This is a genomic window from Mesorhizobium loti R88b (genome assembly GCF_013170845.1).
In the GTDB taxonomy this organism is placed as follows: domain Bacteria; phylum Pseudomonadota; class Alphaproteobacteria; order Rhizobiales; family Rhizobiaceae; genus Mesorhizobium; species Mesorhizobium loti_B.
Map to the genome: position 1 here is coordinate 3,958,975 of NZ_CP033367.1, position 24,560 is coordinate 3,983,534.

Annotated in this window: 22 protein-coding genes; 10 read left to right on the plus strand and 12 right to left on the minus strand. The window is 62.7% G+C overall.

Going from position 1 to position 24,560, the window contains the following annotated elements:
* Nucleotides 1-23 precede the first annotated feature (23 nt).
* Nucleotides 24-1,502 (minus strand): ABC transporter substrate-binding protein, encoded by a 1,479-nt coding sequence (locus tag EB235_RS19280; protein WP_027029429.1) that lies wholly within the window; start codon nt 1,500-1,502, stop codon nt 24-26.
* Between the two features lie 124 nt (nt 1,503-1,626).
* Nucleotides 1,627-2,904 (minus strand): acetylornithine deacetylase/succinyl-diaminopimelate desuccinylase family protein, encoded by a 1,278-nt coding sequence (locus tag EB235_RS19285; RefSeq protein ID WP_027029428.1) that lies wholly within the window; start codon nt 2,902-2,904, stop codon nt 1,627-1,629.
* A gap of 222 nt (nt 2,905-3,126) precedes the next feature.
* Between EB235_RS19285 and EB235_RS19290 the strand changes: the two genes are divergently transcribed.
* From EB235_RS19290 to EB235_RS19300, 3 genes are all read left to right on the plus strand, one after another.
* Nucleotides 3,127-3,558, plus strand: coding sequence for a L,D-transpeptidase (locus tag EB235_RS19290; RefSeq protein ID WP_027029427.1), 432 nt, complete (start codon nt 3,127-3,129; stop codon nt 3,556-3,558).
* A gap of 265 nt (nt 3,559-3,823) precedes the next feature.
* Nucleotides 3,824-5,032 carry a hypothetical protein gene (locus tag EB235_RS19295; RefSeq protein ID WP_051429588.1) on the plus strand — a complete coding sequence of 403 codons (1,209 nt, stop codon included), beginning with the start codon at nt 3,824-3,826 and terminating at the stop codon, nt 5,030-5,032.
* Nucleotides 5,033-5,190: 158 nt separating this feature from the next.
* On the plus strand, nt 5,191-6,408 hold the full coding sequence (locus tag EB235_RS19300; RefSeq protein WP_032926279.1) for an NAD(P)-binding domain-containing protein: 1,218 nt from the start codon (nt 5,191-5,193) through the stop codon (nt 6,406-6,408).
* Here EB235_RS19300 and EB235_RS19305 read toward each other — a convergent pair.
* Together EB235_RS19305 and EB235_RS19310 are read right to left on the minus strand one after the other, a co-directional pair.
* On the minus strand, nt 6,393-7,226 hold the full coding sequence (locus tag EB235_RS19305) for an SAM-dependent methyltransferase (RefSeq protein ID WP_051429842.1): 834 nt from the start codon (nt 7,224-7,226) through the stop codon (nt 6,393-6,395). The genes EB235_RS19300 and EB235_RS19305 overlap by 16 nt on opposite strands.
* A 132-nt stretch (nt 7,227-7,358) precedes the next feature.
* Nucleotides 7,359-8,117 carry an alpha/beta hydrolase gene (locus tag EB235_RS19310; RefSeq protein WP_027029422.1) on the minus strand — a complete coding sequence of 253 codons (759 nt, stop codon included), beginning with the start codon at nt 8,115-8,117 and terminating at the stop codon, nt 7,359-7,361.
* Between the two features lie 120 nt (nt 8,118-8,237).
* Here EB235_RS19310 and EB235_RS19315 point away from each other — a divergent pair, with 120 nt between their 5' ends.
* Nucleotides 8,238-8,594, plus strand: a complete 357-nt coding sequence (locus EB235_RS19315; protein ID WP_032925404.1) for an ArsR/SmtB family transcription factor — start codon at nt 8,238-8,240, stop codon at nt 8,592-8,594.
* Between the two features lie 26 nt (nt 8,595-8,620).
* Nucleotides 8,621-9,067: an SRPBCC family protein gene (locus tag EB235_RS19320; protein ID WP_167334854.1), complete on the plus strand. Its 447-nt coding sequence runs from the start codon at nt 8,621-8,623 to the stop codon at nt 9,065-9,067.
* Here the strand turns inward: EB235_RS19320 and EB235_RS19325 are convergent.
* The 7 genes from EB235_RS19325 to EB235_RS19355 all read right to left on the minus strand — a co-directional run bounded on the left by EB235_RS19325 (nt 9,064) and on the right by EB235_RS19355 (nt 17,862).
* Nucleotides 9,064-10,047, minus strand: a complete 984-nt coding sequence (locus tag EB235_RS19325) for a lipid A biosynthesis lauroyl acyltransferase (RefSeq protein WP_027029420.1) — start codon at nt 10,045-10,047, stop codon at nt 9,064-9,066. The genes EB235_RS19320 and EB235_RS19325 overlap by 4 nt on opposite strands.
* Nucleotides 10,048-10,052: 5 nt before the next feature.
* Entirely contained in the window at nt 10,053-11,081 is a 1,029-nt protein-coding gene (locus EB235_RS19330; protein ID WP_027029419.1) for a zinc-binding dehydrogenase, read from the minus strand.
* A 36-nt stretch (nt 11,082-11,117) separates the two neighbouring features.
* Nucleotides 11,118-12,389 carry a beta-ketoacyl-ACP synthase gene (locus EB235_RS19335; protein WP_027029418.1) on the minus strand — a complete coding sequence of 424 codons (1,272 nt, stop codon included), beginning with the start codon at nt 12,387-12,389 and terminating at the stop codon, nt 11,118-11,120.
* A 48-nt stretch (nt 12,390-12,437) separates the two neighbouring features.
* Complete coding sequence (locus tag EB235_RS19340) at nt 12,438-13,628, minus strand: beta-ketoacyl-ACP synthase (protein ID WP_027029417.1); 1,191 nt, start codon at nt 13,626-13,628, stop codon at nt 12,438-12,440.
* 55 nt (nt 13,629-13,683) lie between these two features.
* Nucleotides 13,684-13,977, minus strand: a complete 294-nt coding sequence (locus EB235_RS19345) for an acyl carrier protein (protein WP_027029416.1) — start codon at nt 13,975-13,977, stop codon at nt 13,684-13,686.
* A gap of 215 nt (nt 13,978-14,192) precedes the next feature.
* Nucleotides 14,193-14,741, minus strand: coding sequence for a histidine phosphatase family protein (locus EB235_RS19350; protein WP_027029415.1), 549 nt, complete (start codon nt 14,739-14,741; stop codon nt 14,193-14,195).
* A gap of 100 nt (nt 14,742-14,841) precedes the next feature.
* The gene (locus tag EB235_RS19355; RefSeq protein ID WP_027029414.1) at nt 14,842-17,862 is read right to left on the minus strand and encodes a caspase family protein; all 3,021 of its coding nucleotides are present in this window, start codon (nt 17,860-17,862) and stop codon (nt 14,842-14,844) included.
* A gap of 111 nt (nt 17,863-17,973) precedes the next feature.
* Here EB235_RS19355 and EB235_RS19360 point away from each other — a divergent pair, with 111 nt between their 5' ends.
* The 3 genes from EB235_RS19360 (at nt 17,974) to EB235_RS19370 (ending at nt 21,689) form a co-directional block, all read left to right on the plus strand.
* The gene (locus EB235_RS19360; protein WP_027029413.1) at nt 17,974-18,924 is read left to right on the plus strand and encodes an AEC family transporter; all 951 of its coding nucleotides are present in this window, start codon (nt 17,974-17,976) and stop codon (nt 18,922-18,924) included.
* Between the two features lie 193 nt (nt 18,925-19,117).
* Complete coding sequence (locus tag EB235_RS19365) at nt 19,118-20,575, plus strand: NAD-dependent succinate-semialdehyde dehydrogenase (protein WP_027029412.1); 1,458 nt, start codon at nt 19,118-19,120, stop codon at nt 20,573-20,575.
* Nucleotides 20,576-20,666: 91 nt separating this feature from the next.
* A complete protein-coding gene (locus EB235_RS19370) occupies nt 20,667-21,689 on the plus strand; it encodes an aldose epimerase family protein (protein WP_027029411.1) in 1,023 nt (340 codons plus the stop codon).
* Between the two features lie 140 nt (nt 21,690-21,829).
* Here the strand turns inward: EB235_RS19370 and EB235_RS19375 are convergent, their stop codons facing one another.
* On the minus strand, nt 21,830-22,750 hold the full coding sequence (locus tag EB235_RS19375; RefSeq protein ID WP_027029410.1) for a sugar kinase: 921 nt from the start codon (nt 22,748-22,750) through the stop codon (nt 21,830-21,832).
* Between the two features lie 151 nt (nt 22,751-22,901).
* Between EB235_RS19375 and EB235_RS19380 the strand changes: the two genes are divergently transcribed.
* Both EB235_RS19380 and EB235_RS19385 read left to right on the plus strand, forming a co-directional pair.
* Nucleotides 22,902-23,351 carry a FixH family protein gene (locus EB235_RS19380; protein ID WP_027029409.1) on the plus strand — a complete coding sequence of 150 codons (450 nt, stop codon included), beginning with the start codon at nt 22,902-22,904 and terminating at the stop codon, nt 23,349-23,351.
* Between the two features lie 7 nt (nt 23,352-23,358).
* The gene (locus EB235_RS19385) at nt 23,359-24,558 is read left to right on the plus strand and encodes a cytochrome-c peroxidase (protein WP_027029408.1); all 1,200 of its coding nucleotides are present in this window, start codon (nt 23,359-23,361) and stop codon (nt 24,556-24,558) included.
* The last annotated feature ends 2 nt before the right edge of the window (nt 24,559-24,560 follow it).

Below are 24,560 nucleotides of genomic sequence, written 5' to 3' on the forward strand. Positions count from 1 at the left end.
ACGCATTTCTCTGAAGGGCGAAATCAATCCGACCACTTCACCTTGGTCAGGTCGTTGGCGGGGATCGGCGCGTTTTCCCAGAGCCCTTGCAGCTTGGCGTCCCAGACCCCGACCTTGGGCAGTTCGTAGAGGAAGCCGACCACGGCGTCGTCGGCAAGGATCTTTTGCGCTTGCGCATACAATTCCTTGCGCTTGGCCTCGTCGGACGTCAGGTCCAGATCGGCAATCACCTTGTTGAAGGTGGGGTTGTCGTAATTGAAGTAGTAGTCCTTGCGCGAATAGATATCGATGTCGTTCGGCTCGGTGTGGGAGACGATGGTCAGGTCGTAATCCTTCTTGGTGAACACCTGGTCCAGCCACTGCGCCCACTCGACCGGGATAATCTCGAGGTTGACGCCGACATCGCGGAGCTGCGAGGCGATGATCTCGCCGCCGAGCCGTGCATAGGACGTCGGTGGCAGCTTCAACGTGGCCTTGAAGCCGTTCTCCAGTCCCGCCTCCTTCAGCAATTCCTTGGCTTTGGCCACGTCGTGCGGATAGCGGCCGGTGAGGTCGACATAATATTTGCTGGCCGGTGACATATGCGAGCCGATCGGCAGGCCGAGCCCGGCCGAGGCGCCGTCGATGATCGCCTTGCGGTCGAGCGCGTAGGAGATTGCCTGCCGCACCTGCAGCTTGTCGAAGGGCGGCTTCTTGTTGTTGATGGACAGGATGGTCTCGCCTTCGGTCGCGCCGACCACGACCTTGAAGCGCGGATCATCCTTGACCTGAGCGACGCTGTCGGGATCGAAGAAGGGGAAAGCCTGTATGTCGCCGGAAAGCAGTGCCGGCACCGCCGCTGCTGCATCGGGAACGACGCGGAACTCGACCTTTTCAAGGAAAACAGGGGCGCCCCAGTAATGCTCAGCTTTCACCAGGGTGATTGATGAACCCTTGGCCCAGCTGTCGAACTTGAAAGGGCCGGTGCCAACAGGCTTTTCCTTGTTGGTATCGGCGGTTTTCGGCGACACGATCACCGCGTCGCCCCAGCCCAAATTGTAGAGGAACGAGCCCTGCGGGTGGGTGAGCGTCACCTTCACGGTGGCGGGGTCGACCACTTCGACCTTGTCGATGGCGGCAAACAGCTGCTTTTGCGCGTTGAGGGAGTTTTCCGCGCGGGCACGGTCGAGCGAGAACTTCACGTCGTCGGCGCTGAAATCGGCGCCGTCGTGGAATTTCACGCCGGTGTGCAGCTTGAAGATGTAGACCTTGCCGTCATCGGAAATGGTCCAGCTCTCGGCCAGATCCGGCAGGACTTCGCTGCTGGGGCCGATGCGGGTAAGGCCCTCGAAGACATTGGCGTAGGTGACCTCCCTGATGGCCGCGGCCGCTCCTGCCGTCGGGTCGAGATGCGGGGGTTCAAGCGGAATGCCGATGACGAGATCGGTCCGGGCGGCAAACGCCGAGGTGGCGGTTGCGACCGCCAGCACGGCAGCGGCCAGAAGGGTCTTCCACAGTTTCATCGCTGAACTCCCCATGTGCTCAAATGCTCAAGCCTTGGGATAGAAGCGTGATTTCGCGCGGGAGTAAATTGCGTTTCGTGCTGTCGCGCCGCGCCAGGAGAAATGTTTTTGCGCCGCGGGCCACTCATCCGGTTGTGCCGCGCAGCAGCACGTTGAGCCCGATCGCCATCACCTTGGCCGATTCCACCATGTCCGAAATCCCGACCCATTCGTCCGGCCGGTGGGCAAGGTCGAGAATGCCGGGTCCATAGGCGATGCAGTCGTAGATATGACCGATGCGGGCAATGTGCTTCTGGTCGTAGGTGCCGGGCGAGATGACATAGTCGGGCTCGCGGTCGAAGATCGCATGAATGCCTTGCGCAACAGCCTTGACCACTGGCGCGTCGCGCTCTGTCATCAGCGGCAGCACCTCCATCAGGTCACGGATCTCGTAGTCGAACTTTTTGCGCTCGCGCTTCAGCCGCTCGAGAATGCCGGTCACTTCGCCTTTGACCGTGGCGAGATCTTCCTCGAGCAGGAAGCGGCGGTCGATGGTCAGCCGGCAGGAATCGGGCACGTTGGGCGAGGGCAGGCCGGGCCGGAAATCCTCGGTCTGGCCGCCATGGATGGAGTTGATGTTCATGGTCGAGCGTTTCGCACCTTCGGGCACGACCGGCATGCGCGTCATCTTGCGGTCGAGCGCCGGGAACAGTTCGTCCTCGAAAGCTCGCAGCACCGCGCCCATGTGGCGCACCGCATTGTCGCCGAGAAACGGCATCGAGCCGTGCGCGATTTCGCCCTTGGTTTCGATTTCCGCCCACCAGACGCCGCGATGGCCAAGGCAGATGCGGTCTTTGTTCAGCGGCTCGGGAATGATGACGTGGTCGACCCTGGGTTTCGAGAAATAGCCGAGGCCGGCCAAATGGGCGACGCCACCGAAGCCGCCGGATTCTTCGTCGACCGTTCCCGATATCTCGATGGCGCCGGGAAAGTCGGGATAGACTTCCATGAAGGCCTCGGCGGCGATGATGGACGCCGCCAGGCCGCCCTTCATGTCACAGGCGCCGCGTCCATAGACTTTGCCGTCTTTGACAACGCCGGCAAAGGGATCGACGGTCCAGCCGTCGCCGGCCTCGACCACGTCGATATGCGAATTGAAGTGGACACAGGCACCGGGTGAGCGGCCGTCGAACCGGGCCACGACATTGATGCGCGGGTAGCGATCGCTGTCACCGGGCGTGCCTTCGGCGCGGATGAATTCGGTCTCGAAGCCGCTCTTGCTCAACCGCGCGCCAAGATATTCGGCGCATGGCCGGTAGGCTTCGCCGGGCGGATTGACGGTCGGAAACCGGATGAGGTCGGCGGTCAGCGCGACGACATCGTCGCGCCTTTCATCGATTGCTTGCAGGAGTCGTTCGTTCATGGGGAGAGTTGAGCAACGATCGACGCTGCATTGCAAGCCCACCGGCAATCAAGTCCGTGCGACGTGTCGTTGCGGCAACTATTGCGGGAAATCGTTCAAATTCGCTGCTTTGGATTGGCGAATTGATCAAGGAGTGTGTGTTATCCCGTTCACCTGCCATTAAAAAGATGAAAAACATCGTGAGGGCAGACAGGCTAAGGGCAATCAAAGGGGTTTGGTCGCATGAATAAGTCTTTTCTAGTCGCAGCCGCGATGCTGGCAACCGCGCTGTTTGGTGCGCCGGCTGCAAGCCACGCGGCCATGTTGGAGGCGAATATCGACGTCTCGTCGCAGACGATGACGGTCCGATATGGCCTATCGGTTTACCGGTGGACCGTGTCCACCGCGCGTCCAGGCTATTTCACGCCGCGTGGCACCTATCGGCCGCAACGCCTGGCCCGGATGTGGTATTCGAAAAAGTATCATATGTCGCCGATGCCTTATTCGGTGTTCTTCCATGGCGGCTATGCCATCCATGGAACGGGTGCTGTCAGGCAGCTTGGGCGGCCGGCCTCGCATGGTTGCGTGCGGCTGCACACGGCCAATGCCGCGACCTTCTACTCGATGGTGCAGGAAGTCGGCTTCGGCAACACGCGCATTGTCGTGACCAACTAGCAGCAAGCGAGAATTCTCGTTGCCGGGCCGGAGCCCGGCGCGAGACTTTCCACTGATGGCAACAACAATCGGCCAAGGTTTTACCTGTTCCGGTATGGACGGCTATTGCCGAGGGATAAGGGGTGTGCTTTGCATGCCGATGCCTGACTGAGGACAATCAACAGTATCGGGCGGTTTGAATTATTAGAGTTCGCTTAAATATTGCAGGCGGTCAATCGGTTCGCCGGGGAACTTGCCTTTATGTGCCGTTTGCCGGAATTGACAGATGCCTCCCCAGTCAGAGTTGGACGATCGTGTTCCCAGTCGGCCCGCAGGCGTGGTCATTCTCGGCGGGGCGCACGGGACGCTGGCGCTGACCAGGAGCTTTGGCATTCAGAAAGTGCCTGTCTGGCTGGTGAGCAACGATACCCCGTTGCCCGGCTTTTCGCGATATGCCCGCAGAACAAGGACGTGGCCCGGCCCCGATGATGATGCTGCGGTAGCCTTTTTGCTCAATCTGGCCAAGGCCGAAGGTCTAGGTGGTTTTCTGCTGATCGCTGGCGGCGACCCCGAAGTTCGTTTCGTCTCGCAATCGATCGACGAGCTGTCCACCGTATTCGACGTGGTGCTGCCACCCTGGCAGCAGCTGAAATGGGTTTGTGAAAAGCCGCTTCTCTACCGCCGGGCGCGCGAACTGGGGCTCGCCGTTCCGCTGACCTACGGGATCACGTCGCTCGAGCAGGCAAAGGCAGCCGAACTTCGCTTCCCCGTCATCCTGAAACCGAACATGGGTGGACGCAGCCGTTTCGCACGCGCCAAGGCTGTTCTCACCAGTGACCTGAAATCGTTTTTGACAGCCTATGCATGGGCTGCCGAAGAGATCGGCAGCGAGAATATCGTGGTCCAGGAAATGGTACCGGGAGGAGGCGAGAGTCAGTTCTCCTACGCGGCGCTTTGGAACGAGGGCGCGCCGGTGGCGGAATTCACCGCCCGCCGCACGCGCCAATATCCGGTCGATTTCGGCTACACCAGCACCTTCGTGGAGGTCGTCGACGAACCGCAATTGGTCGACGCCGCGCGCCGGCTGCTCGGATCGATCGCGCATCACGGGCTGGTGGAGGTTGAGTTCAAGCGCGACGCGCGCGATGGCTCGATGAAAGTGCTGGATGTCAATCCGCGGCCCTGGACATGGTTTGGGCTGGGCGCCGCCGCCGGCGTCGACCTCGGCGCCGTGCTTTGGGCGATCAGGTCGGGCCAAACGGTGCAGGCAGCTTCAGCGCGGCCCAACACATCCTGGATGTATCTGGTTCGGGACATGGTGGCGGCCGGCAAGCTGATCTCGAGCGGCCGGCTGACGAAGCGGGCCTATCTCGGCTCATTCGCCACCGTCAAGGCATGGGCTGACTTCACGGCGAGCGACCCCGTGCCAGCTCTGATCGACATACCATTGACGGTGTGGAGAGTGCTGACGAGGCGGATACTTCGTCTCCGATGAAAACAATTAACTGACAGCACCGGTCGATCTGCCATCGAGGCAGCAGGGTGCGGATACTTTCCGCATTCTTAACTCAGGCGCGCTTAGGACAGCGATGCGTCCGGTCGAATTCCCGTTTGGGACCAGACGTCGAGAAACAGACCCGCGAGACCGATGACATGACCGGTTCCATGCCCAGATCCGATTGCGAGGTGGTTGTGATCGGTGCTGGACCGTTCGGGCTGGCCGTCGCTTCCGCCCTCACGGCAGCGGGCGTCGATACGCTCACGCTTGGCGGCGCGATGTCCTTCTGGCGCGACCACATGCCGAGAGGCATGAGGCTGCGCTCGCCGTGGCACGCGACCTATATCGGCCACACAAAAGGTCCGCTCTCGCTCGATTCTTACGCGAAGGTCCTTGGAATCTCGTCGACTGAACCGCTGCGGCTCGAAAACTTCGTCGACTATGGATTGTGGATCCAGGCGCAAGCGGTTCCGGACCTGGATACGCGCAGGGTAGACAATGTCGAGAAGGCGAATGGCGGATTTCGTCTGGCCCTGGCCGACGGTGATGCCGTAAAAGCGCGCCGCGTCGTCGTTGCCACCGGCCTGATGAACCAGCAATTGATCCCTGCCGTCTTCGACGGGATCCCTCGCGAACTTGTCAGCCATGCCAGTGAGCATACGGGTTATGAGGCGTTCCGCGGCAAGCGCGTCGCCGTCATCGGGCGTGGGCAAAGCGCCTGCGAATCCGCGGTGCTGCTCAAACGCAGTGGGGCCGATGTCGAACTCATCTGCCATGGCGACATCCATTGGCTGGGGTATCGGGCGCTATCGGGAAAGCAGAGCTGGAGCTTGCGCGACTTCGTTTCGGAGCGGCTGGCATCGCCTTCCAGGGTCGGCCCGTTCCCGATTTCCTGGCTCGTCGAAGTCCCAGGCCTCGCGCACCGGTTTCCGGAGGCAGCACGGGCCGGGCTCAACAGGCGCAGCCTTGGCGCCGGCGCGACAGGCTGGCTGAAGCCCGATTTCGACGGCATAAGGGTCAATGCGGGCACCAGGATCGTTGGCGCGTCCGCCAAGGGCAATGCCGTTGAACTGCGGTTGGAGAAGGACGCCGCCACCTTCGATCACGTCCTGCTCGGCACGGGCTACCGGATCGATATCGCCAGGCTCGGCCTGTTCGCGCCCGATATGCTTGCCGCGATTGCGCGCCGGGAGGGATTGCCCCTGCTGTCAGCGGGGTTTGAATCCAGCATTCCTGGCCTGCATTTTGTCGGCGCGAGCGCGGTCGGCAGTTTTGGCCCGCTGATGCGGTTCACCGCCGGCACGCCGTTTGCGGCGCGCACCGTGGCGCGTTTCGTTCAGAAGGCCAGAGACAGAAGTTACGCGGCGGCCTGAACCTGAAAGACCGCGTACTCGATAGTGCGGATCGCATCGAGGAAGCCTGGCATTTTTGGCACGGCAAGCTCGGTAAAAATGCCGGTTTCGCGGATGGCAGGCCGCGCCCAATCGATGGCACGGTGGCTTGAGCTTCCATAGACGATGAAGCAATCCCGTGGGCGGCGTTCGAGCGACGACACGAGATTTTTCAGGACGATATCGAAAACGTCCTTCGAAAAGGGATTGTAGAAATAGACCACCAGGGGCGCTTCGGGAAAATCGTAAGCCGCCGCATCGGCCTCGACGACGCTGAGTGACTGGCATTTTTGCGACGGATCCCGGAAACGCTCGATGTTGCTTCGGGCGATATCAACCAGTTCGCGTGCGAACTCCACACCGATGATCTCGGCGAACGTATATCGTGACGCCAGCAACAGCGTTCGCGACTTTCCGGAGCCGATATCGATGAATGTATGGCCATGGAGATCGCGGGGCAGCGACTTCATGATGAAGTCGAAGGTTCTGGGCGAGGTGCAGACGGCCTCGTTGCCCTTGGCGCGGTGCGGGCCGACGACATCCAGGGCGCCGAGCTGGATGGAGCCTGCCGTATCGACACCGTGCCGGCGATCCCATTTCCGGGCGAGACGGTCGGCGACGATGTGCCTGATGTTGCGCTGGACAAAGCCAAGGCTTGTGCCCAGCCCATGCCGGCGAATGAGCCTGACTGGTTCCAGCAGGCCATGCTGACGGATATGGGACCACGCCCGGCCAAAACGGCCGAACGAACGATCTTCGAGGCCATCCCGATCCAGGCGCGGCATCTCGATATTCGTCATGCCACGGGCTCCATCCCAGTCGATGAACATCTTCCGGGGTATGTGTACCCCCGTCGTTTAAGATTCCCTGACCAGCAACGTTACGAATGTCTGAATCACGAGCTTCGCGGGGGATCGTCTTGGACGGACAGGCTACTGAGCCGAGGCCTTTGCCGCCCGTTCGATCAAACGCGCCACGTCCTCTGGCTTGGAAAGGTAGACCGCGTGGCTGCCGGGAACCTCGATCGTTTCGCTGCCGGCCCGCTTGGCCATGCTGCGTTCGAGATCGGGATTGATGTTGTGGTCCTTGCTCGCGACCAGCGCCCAACTTTTCTTCTGGTGCCAAGCGGCCGCCGTCACCGGCGCGCCGGCAGCGGCCTTGGCCAGCATCGGTTGGGAATTTGCCATGAATTTCGCTTGGGCAGCCGGGACGTCGGCGGCGAAATCGGCAGGGAAGGCGGCCGGATCAAGGTAGAGGAAATCGTCCTTGGTGGCGCGCAAGTCGTTGTTGGCGGGGGCGGCCTGGGAGAGCATGCTGATCGCACTTTCGCCTTTGTCGGGGATGAAAGCGGCGATGTAGACGAGGCCGGCGACGTTAGACGCGTCGCCTGCCTCGGTGATGACAACCCCGCCATAGCTGTGGCCGACCAGAATTGTAGGCCCTTGTTGCAGATACAGCACCCGTTTGGTCGCTGCGACGTCTTCGGCGAGTGATGTCAGCGGCTCCTGCACCACGGTGACCGTATAGCCGTCCTTGCCAAGAATGCTGGCGACATCATGCCACCCGGAACCATCGGCGAAGGCACCGTGGACGATGACGACGTTCTTGACTTGCTCGGTCCGCGCCGGGGCGACCGCAGCCGTCAGAAGTGCGATCGCACCAGTCGCTGCGACAATGAGTTTGTTTAGCATCGAGCTCTCCTTCGCTTTCAAATTTGCTCAACCATTTGGTTGAATAAAGCGTCGGCTTGACAGATTGTCAACCTTTGGGTTGAATATTTTTAGAACGAAGAATCGAGCAGGTGGATCGCCATGATTGAGATCGAAGCGCGGAGGGTAGCCGCGTCGCGAACCGGGCGCCTCGATGCGGTATTCGCCGCGCTGGCCGATCCGACGCGGCGTGCGATTATCGAGCGGCTCTCGGCGGGCGAGGCGCGCGTGACCGAGGTTGCCGAACGCTTTCCGATGTCCTTGAACGCGGTGTCGAAACACATCCGCGTGCTGGAAGCGAGCGGCGTGGTGGAGCGGCACAGGAACGGGCGCGACCACATTCTCTCCATCAATACAAGTTCGCTGGACGAGGTCGATGGCTGGATCGAAGGGACGCGCCGCTATTGGGAAAAGCGGCTGGATGCCATGGAAAACCTGCTGGGCGAGCTCAACAAGTGACCCTGTGGGGCCCGGGGATGGCAAGCATGGTTCGTGATGACGCGACGGCCCCGACCGTGCAGTTACGCCGGCGCGTGAGGGCGGGGGCGGAGCAGATCTTCGACCTGTGGACCCAACCGGAGCTGATGGTTCGGTGGATGAGCCCCTTTCCGGGCGCGGTCGATTGCAAGGCGAGCTGTGATCTCCGTCCCGGCGGAACCTTCAGCCTCGTCATGTCATCGCAGGAAGCAAGCCGTGAGGTCTCCGGCACCTATGTGTTGGTCGACCGGCCGCGCAAGCTGGTGTTCACCTGGATTGGCCCGCTGACGAACAATGTGAATACATTGGTGACCGTCGAACTCAATCCGCTCGGCGATGAAACCGACCTCGTGCTAACCCAGGAACGTCTGCCGACGCAGGCAATTGTCGGAGGTCATACCAAGGGCTGGGGACATATACTGGACCATCTGGCGGACGTGGTTTCCCGGGTTTAGGTGCTCGGGACGGGAGCCGGCTTCGCCCGCTTCTTGCGCCGCCAGTTGCTGATCTCCCACCTTTTGTGGAACCACATCCACTGGCCGGGATCCTCGCGCACCCAGCGTTCGACCACGTCGTTCAGCATCTGGGTGGTGGCGTGGACGTCAACGCTGCCGTCAGCCGTGCGTGGCAAGACCAGCTTGTCCTCGATCTCGAGCCGGAAACGGTTGCCCGGCAGCCTGATGCAACGCGCGGGATAGACGTCGCAATCGTAGTGGCGGGCAAGGGTGCCGAGCACCCGGTTGCTCTGGCAGGGACGACCGAAGAAGATCGTGTCCAGGCCGTTGGAGAATTTCTGGTCGACAAGGACGCCGATATTGCCGCCATTCTCCAGGACACCTGCCAGGGCGAATGAGGCTCCGGCCATCGACGGCAGCAGCGAGCCCATGGTCGAGCGGCGCGTCGAAAGGATGTAGTCGGCGAGGTAGGGGTTGTTGGGCGGGCGAAACAGCGCCGTGATGTTCATGCCGAAGGTGGCTGCCGCCACCGGCAGCAGCTCGAAATTGCCGAGATGGCCGGTAAAGACGATGTGCGGCTGCTTTTCGGCGGCGATCTCGAGGAAATGCTCTATTCCCTTGACCTCGACGCGGCCGGGTTTGCTGGCAGCCGGGTCATAGTCGAACAGGGCGTCGAGGAAGATGTATTCGGCGGCGAGGCGAGCCATGTTGCCCCACATGTCGGAAGCGATGGCCTGGATTTCGTCCTCGCTCTTGTCCGGATAGGCCTTGCGCAGATTGTCGATGGCGACCTGGTGGCGTCCGACCCTGGGACCAATGAGGCGTGCGATGCGGTCGGCGAAATTCAACGCGCTGTCGGCTGGCAGCAGGCGCAGTATCGAGATGATGATCATCGCCGCGCGGGCAACCAGCCAGTAGTTCAGCTGGCGCAGCTGCCTGCCATAGCGATACCTCAGGTCCCGGCGAAACTTCTTGAACACAGGCTTTAGCCGACGCGCAGGATGATCTTGCCGAAGACGTCGCGGCCTTCCATGCGCTTCAGCGCGGCATCGATATCGTCGAAGCCGACTTCGGTGTCGATGACCGGCGCGACTTGTCCCGCCGCCATTTTCTGCATGGCGTTGGCCATGTTCTCCATGCGGCAACCGAACGAGCCGAGCAGTTTCAGTTGCTGCTGGAACAACTGCATGAGGTTGATCTGTGTCGACACGCCGGATGTCGAGCCGCAGGTCACCAGGCGGCCGCCGCGCTTCAGGCACAGCATCGAGCCGGCAAAGGTGTCGGCGCCGACATGTTCGAACACGACATCGACGCCTTTTTTCTTGGTCAGCTTGCGCACGACGCCTTCGAAACGGTCGTCGCGGTAGTTGATGACATGGTCGGCGCCGAGCGCCTTGGCCCTGTCGATCTTCTCGTTGGAGCCGACCGTGGTGATGATGGTGCAGCCCATGCGCTTGGCCAGCTGGATCGCTGCCGAGCCGATGCCGGAGCCGCCGGCGTGGACGAGGATCGTCTCGCCGGGTTGGAGTTTGGCGTTGTCGAACAGCATGTGCTCGACGGTACCGAAGGTGACGGGAGCGACAGCTGCGCCGATGTCGGTCACGCCCGGCGGGGCGGGGACCAGCAGGCGCGCCGGCAGGTTGATCTTTTCCTGCGCGAAGCCGTCGAGGTGGAAGCCGTGAACGCCCGAAACATGTTCGCAGAGATTGTCTCGGCCTTCGCGGCAGGCCCGGCAAAGGCCGCAGGTGCGCGCGCCATAGATCGACACCAATTGTCCAGGCCGCAGGCTGGAAACGCCGGGACCGACGGCCTCGACCTCGCCTGAAGCTTCAGCGCCGACGACCAGCGGCAGCTTGCGCTTGGCGAAGGCCATGCCGCGCCAGCCCCAGACGTCGATGTGGTTCAGCGCCACGGCCTTGATGCGCAGCGTGACTTCGCCGAGTGCGGGCGGCGGCGGGGGCGGCAGGTCCACCGTTTCAAGACGGCGGTCCTCGATGAGTTGCAATGCGCGCATTGGGCCTGTCGGTTCAGTGGGGCTGAAAAAGGTCGCTTAGACCGGTTCCCGCGCCATGACAAGGCAAGTGTTCTGGCCGCCGAAGCCGAAGGAGTTCGACAAAACGCTGCGAACCTCGGCATTGCGCTTCTTGTTGGGCACCACATCGAGCACGATTGCCGGGTCGGGGTTGTCGTAATTGATGGTCGGCGGAATGACGCTTTCGCGCATCGTCATCAGCGAGAACGCCGCCTCGACGGCGCCTGCGGCCGACAGTGTGTGGCCGATCATCGACTTGTTCGACGAGACCGGCATCGAGCCGATCCGCTCGCCAAACACCGTCGACAGCGACAGATGTTCCATCTTGTCGTTTTCCGGCGTGGACGTGCCGTGGGCATTGACGTAGTCGATCTCGTCTTTGCTCAGGCCGGCATCGGCGAGGGCGGCGCGGACCGCCGCGATTGCCGGCGACCCGTCGGGCTTGGAGCGGGTACGGTGGAAATCGTCGGCCTTCTCACCGCAGCCGCTGAGGATGCCCAGAACGCTGGCGCCACGCGCAAGGGCTGCTTCCAGCGATTCCAGCACGAGGGCGCCGGAGCCCTCCGCCAACACGAAGCCGTCGCGATCCTTGGAGAAGGGCTTTGATGCCTTCTCGGGATTGTCATTGTGGGTGGAAAGAGCCGACAGCAGCGAGAAACGAATCAGCGCCTCGGCGGTTGCCGAACCATCGGCGCCGATCGACAGCGCCCGGTCGCATTCGCCGCGGCGGATCGCCTCGACGCCGAGCTGGATGGCGGTGGCGCCGGAAGCGCACGCGGTCGACAGCGTGATCGGCAGGCCGCGCGTGCCGAAATGGTCGGCCAGCCGGTCGGCGATCGAGCCGAACTGGGTGGTCTCGAAGATGTCGAGTTCCTTCAGTCCGCGCGCCACCCGCAGCAGCCTTTCGGCGCCGGCGTCCTGGCTGTCGGAATTGTAGAGCGCGAAGCGTTCATGCCAGTCGAGCTCGACCGGCGGCGAGGCGAGGAAGAGCGGCCCACCGAAATCGCCGGAATCGAGACCGGATTCGGCCACGGCCTCACGCGCGGCGGTTTCGGCCAGTTCGTAGGTGAGGGGGCTGGCGCCCTTCGAGCTTGAGTCCAGAAAGTCGACCATGCCGGAAATGCGGGTGTTGAGATGATCGATGGGAAAGCGGGTGATCGGGTGGATGCCCGATTTGCCCGAGGTCAGCGCTGCCCAATTGTCGGCTTTGCCGACGCCGAGCGAAGTCACCACGCCGATGCCGGTGACGGCAACGACCGGCCTGCCCATGTGATCTCTGAAATTGGTCATCGGGAAGCCCTTGAGCGGTTTAATCTCTGCAACATGCCGGGCGCCGCCTTAAGCGGCATTGACCAGCGCCATGCCCTCGAATTGGTGATAGCCGATCGCGGTTGCAAGGACGCTTGCGGGAACGCCCTCGAATGGCTTCTCGGCTGCGGCATCGAAGACAGGGTAGGCGGTCTTGCGGTCGACGGCGAGTGCCGCGAGCGCCACGGCAAACGGAAACTGCGCTTCCTTCATGTGCCCGGTCAGCGTCGAGAAGCCGCGCGTCGCGATCGCCTCGACGGCATCGAGCGCTGTCTTCTCGGCATTGGTTGCCGCGTGCGCGCCGGACGCGCCGGACATGGCGAGCAGCTTGCCGTTCGGCAGCGACGCCCGGCTGAGCAGCGCGGCGATCTCGGCATCGAGTTCTCCACGCGAGCGCCTGGCGCGACCGGAAACGACCGGTCCGAGCTCGGCGTAGATTTTCCGCCCACGGCTTGTCGCGTGTTCGCGCTGTTCCAACACCAGGAAGGCGCCGCCGGAGCCGGACACCACGCCGCCACCCTCGGCACCCTGTCTTTGCCAGACAGGCTTCCAGGGGCCGCGATGCAGATACCCGGCCAGTTCATAGCCGAGCAGCATGTCGGAATGTTGCGTTTGGAAGGCGCCGCCGACCAGGACATGCGTGGACTGGCCGGAGCGGATGCGCGCGGCTGCCGTCTCGACGGCGGAAACACCAGCGCCTTCCTCGCCCATGAAGGTGCGCGAGGAGCCCGTCACCTTGTGGACGATGGAGATGTTGCCGGCGAGCAGGTTGGAAAGCTGGGCCAGGAACAAGGTCGGCCGCAACTCGGTGGTCAGCTTCTCGTTGAGCAGAACGTCGCGGTCGTTGCGGCTCTCGGATGCGGCGAGAATGACGGCATCGACCGCCTCGTCGCGCTCGCCGCCGCCGGCTGCCACAACCATGTCCATGGTCGTGCAGAGTTCGTCATTGCCCTTGATGCCGGCATCGTCCAGCGCCAGGCCTGCGGCATAGGTGCCGAGCCGCTGCCAGGTTTCCATCTGCCGCTGGTCGCCACGCTTGGGGATCTGCAGGTTCCAGTCGATTTCCGGCAGCGGGTGGACGGTATAGGGCGCGAAGCGTGCGGTTTCGAGCACCGGCTGCAGGCCCGGTTGCGCGAGCTTCTGCCAGTGGGCGTCAGGGCCTTCTCCCAAGGAGGAGACAAGGCCGATACCAGTGATGACGACGTCGTGGGGGCTGCTCATGAGCGGCTTTGTGGGTCAGGCAGCGCAGCCCGTCAAGGCCGCACGCCGGCCGATATCAGGCGGTCTTGGCGGCGACCAGCGCGTCGATCTTGGCGCACAGGTTCTTCATGACGAAGTAATCGTCGGTCGAAGCCTTGCCGTCATTGACTTCCTGGGTCCACTTTTCCAGCGGCACCTTGATGCCGAATTCCTTGTCGATGGCAAAGACGATGTCGAGGAAATCGAGGCTGTCGATGCCGAGATCGTCGATCGTGTGGCTCTCGGGTGTGATGGTGTCGATATCGATCTCGCTGGTGTCGGCAATGATCTTGGCGACTTTGTCGAACGTGGTGGAATTCGTGGTGGACAACGGGGCTTTTCCTTCTTTGCGGGCGGAATCTGTCCGCATCTTGTTTGGGCGCTGTCTAATCGGTTTTTCCCGGCAGGAAAAGGCCTGATAGTCCGGGCGCAGATGGGAAGCGTGCCCAAGAAACGCAAGAAGGGCCGCCGGTCAACCTGGCGGCCCTTCCCGTTACCGTTACGTAAGCTGCCTTCAATAGCTATTCGCCGACCTCTTGCGTGTTCTCAAAAAGTGACGCGGCCGAGGACGCGCAGGCCGTCGCCCTGCGGCTCGACGACCACGGCTTCGCCCTCGCGCGGCGAAATGCCGGTCAGTGCCACGATGTCTTCCAGATGGGTGACCATGACCAGATTGTCGGAGCCGGAATAGGCGCGGATTTCCTTCATGATCGCGGCGATCTGCGCTGCCTTCTGCGCATCGTCGCCCTTCAAGAGATCGAGCGGCGCAAAAAGCTCCGGCTCGGCCTCGAAGGCGATGCGCGCGGTGTCGAGGCAACGGCAATAGCGGCTGGATAGCACTCGCTCGATGGGGGCCGCGCGTGCGGCAAACAGGGCGCCGATCTTGCTTGCCTGCTGCTTGCCACGCGCCGACAGGTTGATCTGGGTGGCGCAGCTGTCGATGTCGAAATTGGCCGGGTCGGTGGTGCCGGTGACCATGGCATGACGCAGCAGCACCACATGGCCGCCGTCACGCAGCAGCGCCCAACCGGCATCCGTGGCATGGGCAGCCACGGGAACGACGAGCAGGAACAAGGCCAGGGCAAATCGGATCATCGCAGTCCTTCCAGGAGCCTGGCATCAGGCGCCGACCATTCGCATATAGGGATTGGAAAGCGGGCACAAAGACAAGCCGGCAGCCGCCGCGTCTCAAGGCTCACTTTTTGGCGATCTGCTTTTTCACCAGATCGATCTTCTGGTCGGTAAGCGGGATGGGGATGGTGTAGCCGGCTTCGGTAAAGCCCTGCTTGGCATTCTCGAAAAAAGCGATCGCTGTTAGGTATTCCGGCTTGCCGCCGCCATAGTTGGCGCGGCTCCAGTAGACGTCGCCAAGGTTGTTCTGTTCGAAGGCCCACTGCAAGGGCTGGCTTTCCCTGGTGAACACCTTCAGCGTCGCCGTGAAAGCCGCCTCGGCCTGGTCGAGGTATTTGCCGGTGCGCTGGAGGTTGCCGAGATTGAGCAGGCTCATGCCGATGCCGTTCTGGGCGTTGGCCCAGTCGATCGGGGCCGCTTCGATGGTCAGCACTTCGAGTGCCGCCCTGCGCGCGGCGATCGAATCCTGCAGGATCTTGGGATCGGCGTTGCTCATGCTCAGCCAGTGCAGCGTCGAGCCCAGGCCAGCCTCGGTCAGCGCCCATTGCCGTGGATTCGTCTCGCGCTTGTATTCGCGCAATGCATTGCGGTAGGCGTCTTCGGCCTCGCTGTAGTGCTCGGGTTTGTCCGTCACGCCGCCTAAAAGCTGCAGCGTGTTGCCGAGATTGTAGTAGCTCATCGCCCAGTCCTGCGGGAATTTCCGCCTGATATAGACCTGCCGGGCCGCCTGGAAGGCTGCCGCCGACTGCTCCAACTTGGCCGCATCACGGGTGCGCTGGCCGAGCGTCTGATAGATCGAGCCGAGATTGTTCTGCGCCGACGCCCAGTCCAACGGGAAGCGCTGCCGGGTAAACACCGTCAGCGCATCATCATAGGCCGTCGCTGCCTCGTCGAGGGTGCTTGTGCCCATATCGAAGCGGGCGACGCCGCTCAGGGCGTTGCCGAGGTTGAGCCGGCTGGTCGCCCAGGACACCGGAAAGGTTTCACGGGTTCGCACCTCGAGCGCGGCTCGGAACGCATCGGCTGCCTCGTTGATCCTCGCCTTGTCGTTGAGCTGAATTCCAAGCGTCACCAGCGTGTTGCCGAGATTGTTCTCGACCATCGCCCATTCTACCGGGGCTTTCTCGCGCGTATATTCCTCAAGCGCCAGCCGGTAGGCGGCTTCGGCCTGCTTCAGGTGCTCGCCGACGGGTTCACGCTCGGCGAGCGCATAGAGGGCGAGCCCGAGATTGTTCTGTGAGGATGCCCAGTCGAGCGGAAGCTTGTCGCGCGGACGCTTGTCGAGCGTGGCGCGCATCGCCGCCACCGCTTCATTCAAGTGCTTGGGATCGCTCTCGCGCTCGCCGAGCTTCAGCAGAACATTGCCAAGGTTGTTCTGTGCCGCGGCCCAGTTGCGATCGTCTTTCTCGCGCTCGAAGACGACAAGCGAATCGCGAAAGATCTGTGCCGCCTCTTCGAGATGCGCGGTTTCGGTTTCGCGCTCGCCGATGTTTTGCAGCACCACCGCCATGTTGTTGCGGGTGATCGCCCAGTCGCGGTTCTGTTCGCCGTTGGGAATGAAGTTCAGGATGATGCGGTAGGCTTCGATCGCCTGCTGCAGCGAATCGAGATCGCCGCTGGCATAGCCGTAAGCGTTGAGGGCTTCGGCTTCCTGGTTCTTGTAGTTCCAGCGCAGCTTCTCGTCCCATTTCTCGGCCAGCGAGAATGCCTTGGCGTAGTCGCTGGCGGCGGATTTGTAATCGAAGATCAGCGCCGAGGCATCGCCGCGTTTGGCATAGATGGCGGCGTCGGCGATGCGTTTCTGCTTGACCAGTTCCTCGGCCTGGTCGACAGCGCCGCTGTTCTGCTCAACCCTGCCGACCGCGTCATCGAGGAATTTGCGCGCCGTCACCATGGCGCCCTGGCCGATGGCCTTGTCGGCCGAGGCGACGAGGCGGGTAATCTCCGGATCGTCGGTGCGCAGCGCATTGCGTTCCGCCATCATCTTCTTCAAGCGTTCGGCCTGGGCGTTGAGCACCTTTTGCAGCTCGGTTGGATCTTCCGGGATTTTTTCGGTGCCGAGCGCTCTCAGCACGCCATAGAGCGCGTCGAGCGGCACGCCCTCTTGCAACGATGCCAGTTCCACCTGTGCCCGCTTGGGGTCCGGCAGGTCGGAAATGGTCAACAGCAGCTGCCGCCGTTCGCCGGTGATCAGCGCATCATCGCCGGTTGGTTCCGGCGGTGCCACGCCGAAATAAAGCAGCCGGCGCAGGCTTTCATTCACCCAGGGGCGCTGCTTTGCCTTGGTGTCGAGATAGACCTCTTCGGTCACCATGCGCATGACCGAGCCGAACTCCGTGCCTTTCATCGCCGCGAGGTGGCGCAGCAGCGCGGCCGCATAGGGACTGTTCTGGCCGGCAGCACCATCAAGCGCCGGGCGGCCCGGCTCGGCGGCGAAGCCGACTACCGTGCCGAGGCTCGCATCTTCCGCGGGGGCATTGGCGAGCGCCTTTGCGCCACGCACCGGTTCCAGCCCGCCAGCGCCGATCGGCTCGGCGGAAGCGGTGGGCGCCTGGCGCACGACCGCATCCGGCGGAAACGGATTGGTGCGGCAGGCATCGAGCAGCACGATTGTCACCGGTACGGTCTTTTTCAGCTCGTCCATCACGGCGGAAATCGGCACCAGTGCATCGTTTGCGTCTTTCAGCGAGGAGACGTCGGCATCCACCGGGACCAGATAGTTCTCGCCGCCTGCCTCAATGCCGTGCCCGGAATAGTAGATGAACGCGACATCAGCGCCTTCGGCATCCTCCGCGAAGCGTTCGAGGTCGCGTTTCAGCTTCGCGGCATCGCGATCGGTGACGTTGCGGGCGTCGAAGCCGAGATCGGTCAGCATCTTGGCCATGTCGCGGGCATCGTTGGCCGGGTTGGAGAGGGCAGCAATGTGCAGGTAGTGCGACTGGCCGATGACCAGCGCCACGCCCTTGAGGCTTTTCGTTTCAGCTGATGCAAGCGCCGTCGCGGCAAGACAAAACAGCGCGGCGACGAAAGCTGTCAGCCACATCCGTGCAAAGAAATTGCGTCCTGAGGTTTCGACAAAGGTCATTTGTCGTTCGTTTCCGCCCTGATACTCCAAACCCTCTATAACGCTGCCAGTGGACCATGATCAAATTCGGGCGCGATTGCGCCACGACCGTGGCTCGCCTATCCCTGAAGAATGTCACCGCTTACCGAAACGGTCCTCTTCGTCTTCAGCCTCGTCGCGCTCGGCTATCTCGCCGGGTTCACGGGCTATTTGAAACCGTCGAGCGGCGAGGGGATATCCGATTTCGCGGTCTCGGTCGCAATGCCGTTGCTTCTGTTCCAGACCATGGTGAATTCCGACTTCCACGGCGTCGCGCCATGGTCGCTGTGGGGGGCCTATTTCACGGCAGTGGCCATCACCTGGGCCGCCGGCCATGTCGTCACCACGCGGATCTTTGGGCGCGACGCGCGCGCCGGCGTGGTCGGCGGCGTCTCGTCCGCCTATTCCAATGTGGTTCTGCTTGGCGCTCCGTTCATCCTGGGCATATTTGGCCCGAGCGGCTTCGAAGTGCTGTCTCTGCTGGTTTCCGTGCACCTGCCAATCATGATGATGGCCTCGATCGTGCTGTTCGAGATGTTCGGCCGCAGCGGTAGCGAACCCGTGCATCCCTTGCGTGTCATCCGCAGTTTCCTGAGACGGCTGTTCCTCAATCCGCTGATCATCGGCATTCTGCTGGGGCTGGCCTGGCGCCTGACCGGTGTGCCCCTGCCGGACCTCGTCATGCGGCTGGTCGATGCGCTGGCCGACACTGCCGGACCGGTGGCGCTGTTTGCCATGGGGCTCAGCCTGCGCCGCTTCGGCATATCAGGCAATGTCCGGCCGGCACTGGCGCTTTCGGCGCTGAAGCTGTTTTTGATGCCGGCGCTGGTTCTCGCCTTCGTCTGGCTGCTCGGCCTGCCGCCGATGACGGCCAAGGTGGCGGTCGTGGTCGCGGCACTGCCCTCCGGCATCAATTCCTATCTGATCGCCGTGCAGTTCAACACCGGCCAGGCGCTCGCATCGAACCAGATGACCATCGCCACGGCGTGTGCCGCCGTTACCACGGCTTTCTGGCTGACCGTGGTTCTCCATGTCTACGGCTAGTTTGTCTACGGCTAGTTCGTCCTCGGCTGGTTTCGCGCTGGCCCAAAGCCTATATGCCATCTTGCAATTGATTGCGTGGCTTGCCCTAGGTAAAGAGCACTGGCTCCAGTGTCCCGGCCTCGTTACCATCGGGCACGTTCATCGAAGAAAATCCAGATACCGGCCCGTCAGTGCGCCGAGCGGAGGCTAGACCATGCTTCAGAAAACCAGCCATTTCATGCGGCAGGCCAATCTCATCAACGGCGAATGGGTGCAGGCCGACAGCGGCCAGACGGTCGACGTCAACAACCCGGCCACCGGCCTCAAGATCGGCACCGTGCCGAAGTCGGGCAAGGCCGAGACCCGCCGCGCCATCGAAGCCGCCGCCGAAGCGTTCAAGACCTGGCGCAAGACGACGGCGCTCGAGCGCTCGAAGCTGCTGCGCAAGCTGCATGACGCGATGATGGACAATCAGGACGTGCTGGCCGAACTCTTGACCATCGAGCAGGGCAAGTCGCTGTTCGAGTCGAAGGGCGAGATCGGCTCGGCCGCGGCTTACATCATGTGGTTCGCCGAAGAAGGCCGCCGCACCTATGGCGACGTCGTGCCGTCGCCGTGGGCGGACCGTCGCATCCTGGTGACCAAGGAACCGGTCGGCGTCATCGCCGCCATCACGCCATGGAATTTCCCATCCTCGATGCTGGCCCGCAAGCTCGGGCCGGCACTTGCCGCCGGCTGCACCGCGGTCGTCAAGCCGGCCTCGCAGACGCCTTATTCCGGCCTTGCGTGGGGTGCGTTGGCCGAGGAAGTCGGCTTTCCCAAGGGCGTCGTCAACATCCTGACCGGTTCGGCCAGCGAGATCGGCGATGAAATCTGCGCCAATCCGCTGATATCGAAGATCACCTTCACCGGCTCGACCGAGGTGGGCAAGCTTCTGATCCAGAAATCGTCTGTGACCGTCAAGAAAGTGTCGATGGAACTCGGCGGTAACGCGCCGTTCCTGGTTTTCGACGACGCCGATCTTGATCGCGCCGTCGCCGGCGCCATGACGGCCAAATACCGCAATTCAGGCCAGACCTGCGTGTGCACCAACCGCTTCCTCGTGCAGGCCGGCATCTACGACAAGTTTGTCGAGAAGCTGGTCGCCGCCAGCAATGCCCTGAAGGTTGGCTCGGGCCTGGAAGAGGGCGTGCAGCAGGGACCGCTCATCGACGAGAAGGCCGTCGAGAAGGTCGAGGAATTCATCGCCGACGCCACCTCCAAGGGCGGCAAGGTCGTTGCCGGCGGCAAGCGCCACGCGCTCGGTGGCTCGTTCTTCCAGCCGACCGTGATCGCCAATGCGAAGCCTGACATGCGCTTCATGAAGGAAGAGATTTTTGGCCCGATCGCCCCGGTGTTCAAATTCGAGACCGAAGCGGAAGCCATCGCGCTCGCCAATGACACCGAGTTCGGCCTTGCCGCCTATTTCTACACCGGCGATCTCGGCCGCGCCTTCCGCGTCATGGAAGGCCTGAAGTACGGCATGGTCGGCGTCAATGAAGGCCTGATCACCACACCCGAAGCGCCGTTCGGCGGCGTCAAGGAATCGGGCCTTGGCAAGGAAGGCGGACATCAGGGTATCGAGGACTATCTCGATACCAAATATGTGTGCATCGGCGGCCTCGGCCTCTGATAGACTGCTCCTGGGATGGGGAGGCCAATCGCCTGCCCATCTCTTGTGGGAAACCAGCCGAAGTCCTCTGGATCTACTGGCATTTGCGGGCATGGCGATGAAGGACGGCGAGGTTTTCGGCACGACGCAGGCGGGCGAGGCGGTGCGCCGCTTCACGATCAGGGGCGGCGGTATCACCGCCAACATCATCGGGCTCGGTGCTGTCATCCAGGATTTGCGCCTGACCGGGCACAATGCGCCGCTGGTGCTCGGCTACGACAATCTGCAAGCCTACGAGACCAACAATACCTTCTTTGGCGCGGTGGTTGGCCGCTATGCCAACCGCATCCGCGACGGCCGCTTCACCATCGCCGGCAACCGCTACCAGACCGAACCAAATTTTCTCGGCAAGCATACGCTGCATGGCGGCTCGCAAGGCTATTCGCACCGGCCGTGGACCGTTTCCTTGCACGGCAGGGATTTCGTCACGCTGACGCTGCATGATCCCGACGGCACGATGGGCTTTCCCGGCGCGCTCGACGTCACCTGCACCTACCGGCTGAAGATCCCCGGCACGCTCAGTGTCGAACTGACGGCGACCTGCGAGGAGCCGACGCTGTGCAATCTCAGCCAGCATTCCTACTTCAACCTCGATGATGGCGGCGAAGGCGACATTCTCGATCACCGGATGATGCTGAATGCCGGCGCCTACCTGCCTGTTGACAGCGACATGATCCCGACCGGGGTCGTCAAGCCGGTCGACGGCACGCCCTTCGATTTCCGTCAGGCGCGGCCGCTGCGCATGGAGACCGAGGGCGAGCAACTGCCTTACGACCAGAATTTCTGCCTTGCCTCGGCGCGCGGGCCGCTGCGGCAAGCGTCATGGACGCAAGGAGCGAATTCCGGTGTCGAGATGGAGGTCTGGACCACGGAGCCCGGCGTCCAGCTCTATACCGGCCAGTATGTGACGCCGCGCAAGGGGCTGGAAGGGCGGGACTACAAGGCGTTCAGCGGCTTCTGCCTGGAGCCGCAAATATGGCCGGATGCACCAAACCGGCCGTATTTTCCGCAGGCGACGCTGTGGCCAGGCGCGATTTATCACCATGTCACGGAATACCGCTTCCGCCTGCCTTAAGGCCTGCTGATATTCAGGTGAGGCCGGCCTGCAAATGGCAGCTTCCTGCGCTTCCGGTGCTCACGTACGAAAAGTACGCTCCGCTCCGGTTCTCGGAATCCACCATTTTCGACTCTGCCTGACCTGAATCTCAACAGACCTTAGTTGGCAAATGCCGCTCGTAGCGTCTCGAACGGCGCCAGCGCGCCGCGGACTTGCACCACGGCGGCGGCGACGCGATGGGCTCGGCTTGCCGCTTCCTGCGGGCCATGGCCGGCAAGTCGAGCCGCCAGATAGCCGCCATTGAAGGAATCGCCAGCGCCGGTGGTATCGACGGGCGCCGCGACATGGATCGCCGGCGCGTCGTGCAGTGTGCCGCTTTCGGCAATCAACGCCGGCTGTTCACCGTTCTTGACGATCACCTCGCCGACCCGTTGCCGGAGCCGCTCGGCGGTTGCCTGTGGTGTCGCATCCCCAAACAGCATCTGCTCGTCAGGGAAGGTCGGCAGGGCGATGTCGGTGACGCCAAGCGCCGCGACGATCGCTGCCTGCGCGTCCTCGCGATTGCGCCACAGCCGTGGCCGGTAGTTGGGATCAAAGGCAATCAGCGAGCCCGCCATGCGGGCCTTGGCTACAGCCGCCAGCAACGTGGCCCGCGCGGCATTGTGCAGAATTGCCAAAGTGATTCCGGAAAAGTAAACAAGCGCCTGATTTTCAAGGTTTTTCGATAGTGCTGTGGGATCGGAGGCGAGCTGCCGCGCGGCGGCGTCGCCGCGCCAGTAGGTGAAGGAGCGCTCGGCGCCGGTCAGCGTGATCGCGTAGAGGCCAGGCCTTGCGCCCGCTATCACCGGACTGGAACCGATGCCGATGCCGTTTTCGGCGAAGAAGCCGATCTGGCCCTGCGAGAAGGGGTCGTCGCCGAAAGCCGAGACATAGGTTGCAGGGCGGTCGCCGCTCAACGCATGCAGCGCCCACAGCGTGTTGAACGTGTCGCCGGCAAAACCTATGCGCCAGTTCGGGCCGGTCTGGCCCGACAGTTCGAGCATGCATTCGCCGATCGAGGCGACGCCGTTTCCCGCCATCTGCAATCCTCCACTGATTTCGGTGCTGTAGCTTTTTGCCAGCGGCAGCGCCATGCTTGGCAAGCAGGCATTTTTGCGCCACAGCGTTTTCCCACAGGCTGGCGGGACGCGATCCGCTCGGCGGAACGTTGTCCGCAGAAGAGGAACCGGTTTGGCATCATTATGGCGTTATCTCCTGGCGGGTCTTGGTCTGGCTGCGTTGCTGGTCGGCATTCTGGCGGTCGTCTATCTGACGGCGCCGCAATCGGCGCAGACGGTCGGCCCGGATGTCTCGCGGACGAAGAAAACCGACAATGGGCTGTACATGGCGAGCTTCGTGCCGGAACGGGGCGTGGTGCGGCACGGCGAACTGGAATCCTGGCTGCTGACGTTGAAGACAAAGACGGGGGCTTCGGTGGAGCGCGCCGCGATCGCCATCTCCGGCGGCATGCCGCAACACAATCACGGGCTTCCAACCAGCCCGCAGGTGACCGATTACCTGGGCGAGGGCCGTTACCGCATCGAGGGGCTGAAATTCACCATGAGCGGCTGGTGGCAACTTCGTTTCGCCATCTCGTCCGGCGCCGGCTCCGATACGGTGCTGTTCAACGTGGTGCTGTGAGCGGCCGATGAAGCGCCTTTTCTGCTTTCTGGCGCTGACGGTGGCCGTCATCCTTGTCGGCTGCGGCAAGCCGGATTTTTCCGACGCCGAGAAGAAAACCATCGCTTCGCTGGCGCTCAACACATTGCCGGCGCTGAAGCCCGACACCACCAACCGCTTTGCCGACGTGCCGGCGGCTGCCGCGCTTGGCTCGACGCTGTTCTTTGATCTCGGCATGAGCCGTGACGGGACGGTGTCATGCTCGACCTGCCACAAGATTGATCGCCAGTTCCAGGACGACCTTCCGCAAGCCGTTGGTGTCGGCCGCACCAACCGCCGCACCATGGCGCTGGCCGGCGTGGCGCGTGACCCCTGGTTCTTCTGGGATGGCCGCCGCGACAGCTTGTGGTCGCAGGCCATCACTCCGCTTGAGAACCCGCTGGAGCAAGCAGGAAACCGCACCGCCTACGCGCACTATATCAAGACGCGCTTCGGCGAGCGCTATGAGCGCATTTTTGGGCCGTTGCCGGATTTTTCCGGCATGCCGTTGAATGCCAGCCCGCTTGGAAACGATGCCGAAAGGGCTGCCTGGAACGCGATGAGCGAGACGCAACGCGACGCCATCAACCGCGTCTTTGCCAATATCGGCAAGGCGATCGCGGCTTTCGAACGCTCGATCGAGCCGGTGCAGACGCGCTTCGACCGCTTTGCACTGGACCTTGCTACAGGTGCCGAGCCGAAGGACGATGCGGTCTTTACGCGGGAAGAAATCCTCGGGCTGAAACTGTTCATCGGCAAAGCCAACTGCGTGAGCTGCCACAACGGCCCGCGCTTCACCGACAACAGCTTTCACAACACCGGCGTGCCGCCCGTCGCGGACCTGCCGCCGGATCGTGGGCGGATCGATGCGGTGGCTCAGGTCGAGGCCGATCCGTTCAACTGCTTCGGCGCCTATCGCGATGGCGACGTCGGCGCCTGCGGCGAACTGCGTTTCATGGTCAAGGATGCGCCGCAACTGATCCGCGCCTACAAGACGCCTTCACTGCGCGGAGCGGCAACGCGGCCGCCCTACATGCATGCCGGGCAGTTTTCGTCGCTCGACGAAGTGGTGGCGCACTACGCCAAGGCGGCACCGAGTGTGGAGGGGATCTCCGAAATCCACCCGCTGGAGCTGTCGGACCGCGAGCGCGCTGCGCTGGTGGCGTTTTTGAAGACGCTGTCGGAATAGAG

Excerpts from the sequence above, each read along its gene's own strand:
- EB235_RS19280 (WP_027029429.1), bottom strand. The coding sequence starts at position 1,502 with ATGAAACTGTGGAAGACCCTTCTGGCCGCTGCCGTGCTGGCGGTCGCA.
- EB235_RS19285 (WP_027029428.1), bottom strand. The coding sequence starts at position 2,904 with ATGAACGAACGACTCCTGCAAGCAATCGATGAAAGGCGCGACGATGTC.
- EB235_RS19290 (WP_027029427.1), top strand. The coding sequence starts at position 3,127 with ATGAATAAGTCTTTTCTAGTCGCAGCCGCGATGCTGGCAACCGCGCTG.
- EB235_RS19295 (WP_051429588.1), top strand. The coding sequence starts at position 3,824 with ATGCCTCCCCAGTCAGAGTTGGACGATCGTGTTCCCAGTCGGCCCGCA.
- EB235_RS19300 (WP_032926279.1), top strand. The coding sequence starts at position 5,191 with ATGACCGGTTCCATGCCCAGATCCGATTGCGAGGTGGTTGTGATCGGT.
- EB235_RS19305 (WP_051429842.1), bottom strand. The coding sequence starts at position 7,226 with ATGACGAATATCGAGATGCCGCGCCTGGATCGGGATGGCCTCGAAGAT.
- EB235_RS19310 (WP_027029422.1), bottom strand. The coding sequence starts at position 8,117 with ATGCTAAACAAACTCATTGTCGCAGCGACTGGTGCGATCGCACTTCTG.
- EB235_RS19315 (WP_032925404.1), top strand. The coding sequence starts at position 8,238 with ATGATTGAGATCGAAGCGCGGAGGGTAGCCGCGTCGCGAACCGGGCGC.
- EB235_RS19320 (WP_167334854.1), top strand. The coding sequence starts at position 8,621 with ATGGTTCGTGATGACGCGACGGCCCCGACCGTGCAGTTACGCCGGCGC.
- EB235_RS19330 (WP_027029419.1), bottom strand. The coding sequence starts at position 11,081 with ATGCGCGCATTGCAACTCATCGAGGACCGCCGTCTTGAAACGGTGGAC.
- EB235_RS19335 (WP_027029418.1), bottom strand. The coding sequence starts at position 12,389 with ATGACCAATTTCAGAGATCACATGGGCAGGCCGGTCGTTGCCGTCACC.
- EB235_RS19340 (WP_027029417.1), bottom strand. The coding sequence starts at position 13,628 with ATGAGCAGCCCCCACGACGTCGTCATCACTGGTATCGGCCTTGTCTCC.
- EB235_RS19350 (WP_027029415.1), bottom strand. The coding sequence starts at position 14,741 with ATGATCCGATTTGCCCTGGCCTTGTTCCTGCTCGTCGTTCCCGTGGCT.
- EB235_RS19355 (WP_027029414.1), bottom strand. The coding sequence starts at position 17,862 with ATGACCTTTGTCGAAACCTCAGGACGCAATTTCTTTGCACGGATGTGG.
- EB235_RS19360 (WP_027029413.1), top strand. The coding sequence starts at position 17,974 with ATGTCACCGCTTACCGAAACGGTCCTCTTCGTCTTCAGCCTCGTCGCG.
- EB235_RS19365 (WP_027029412.1), top strand. The coding sequence starts at position 19,118 with ATGCTTCAGAAAACCAGCCATTTCATGCGGCAGGCCAATCTCATCAAC.
- EB235_RS19370 (WP_027029411.1), top strand. The coding sequence starts at position 20,667 with ATGGCGATGAAGGACGGCGAGGTTTTCGGCACGACGCAGGCGGGCGAG.
- EB235_RS19375 (WP_027029410.1), bottom strand. The coding sequence starts at position 22,750 with ATGGCGGGAAACGGCGTCGCCTCGATCGGCGAATGCATGCTCGAACTG.
- EB235_RS19385 (WP_027029408.1), top strand. The coding sequence starts at position 23,359 with ATGAAGCGCCTTTTCTGCTTTCTGGCGCTGACGGTGGCCGTCATCCTT.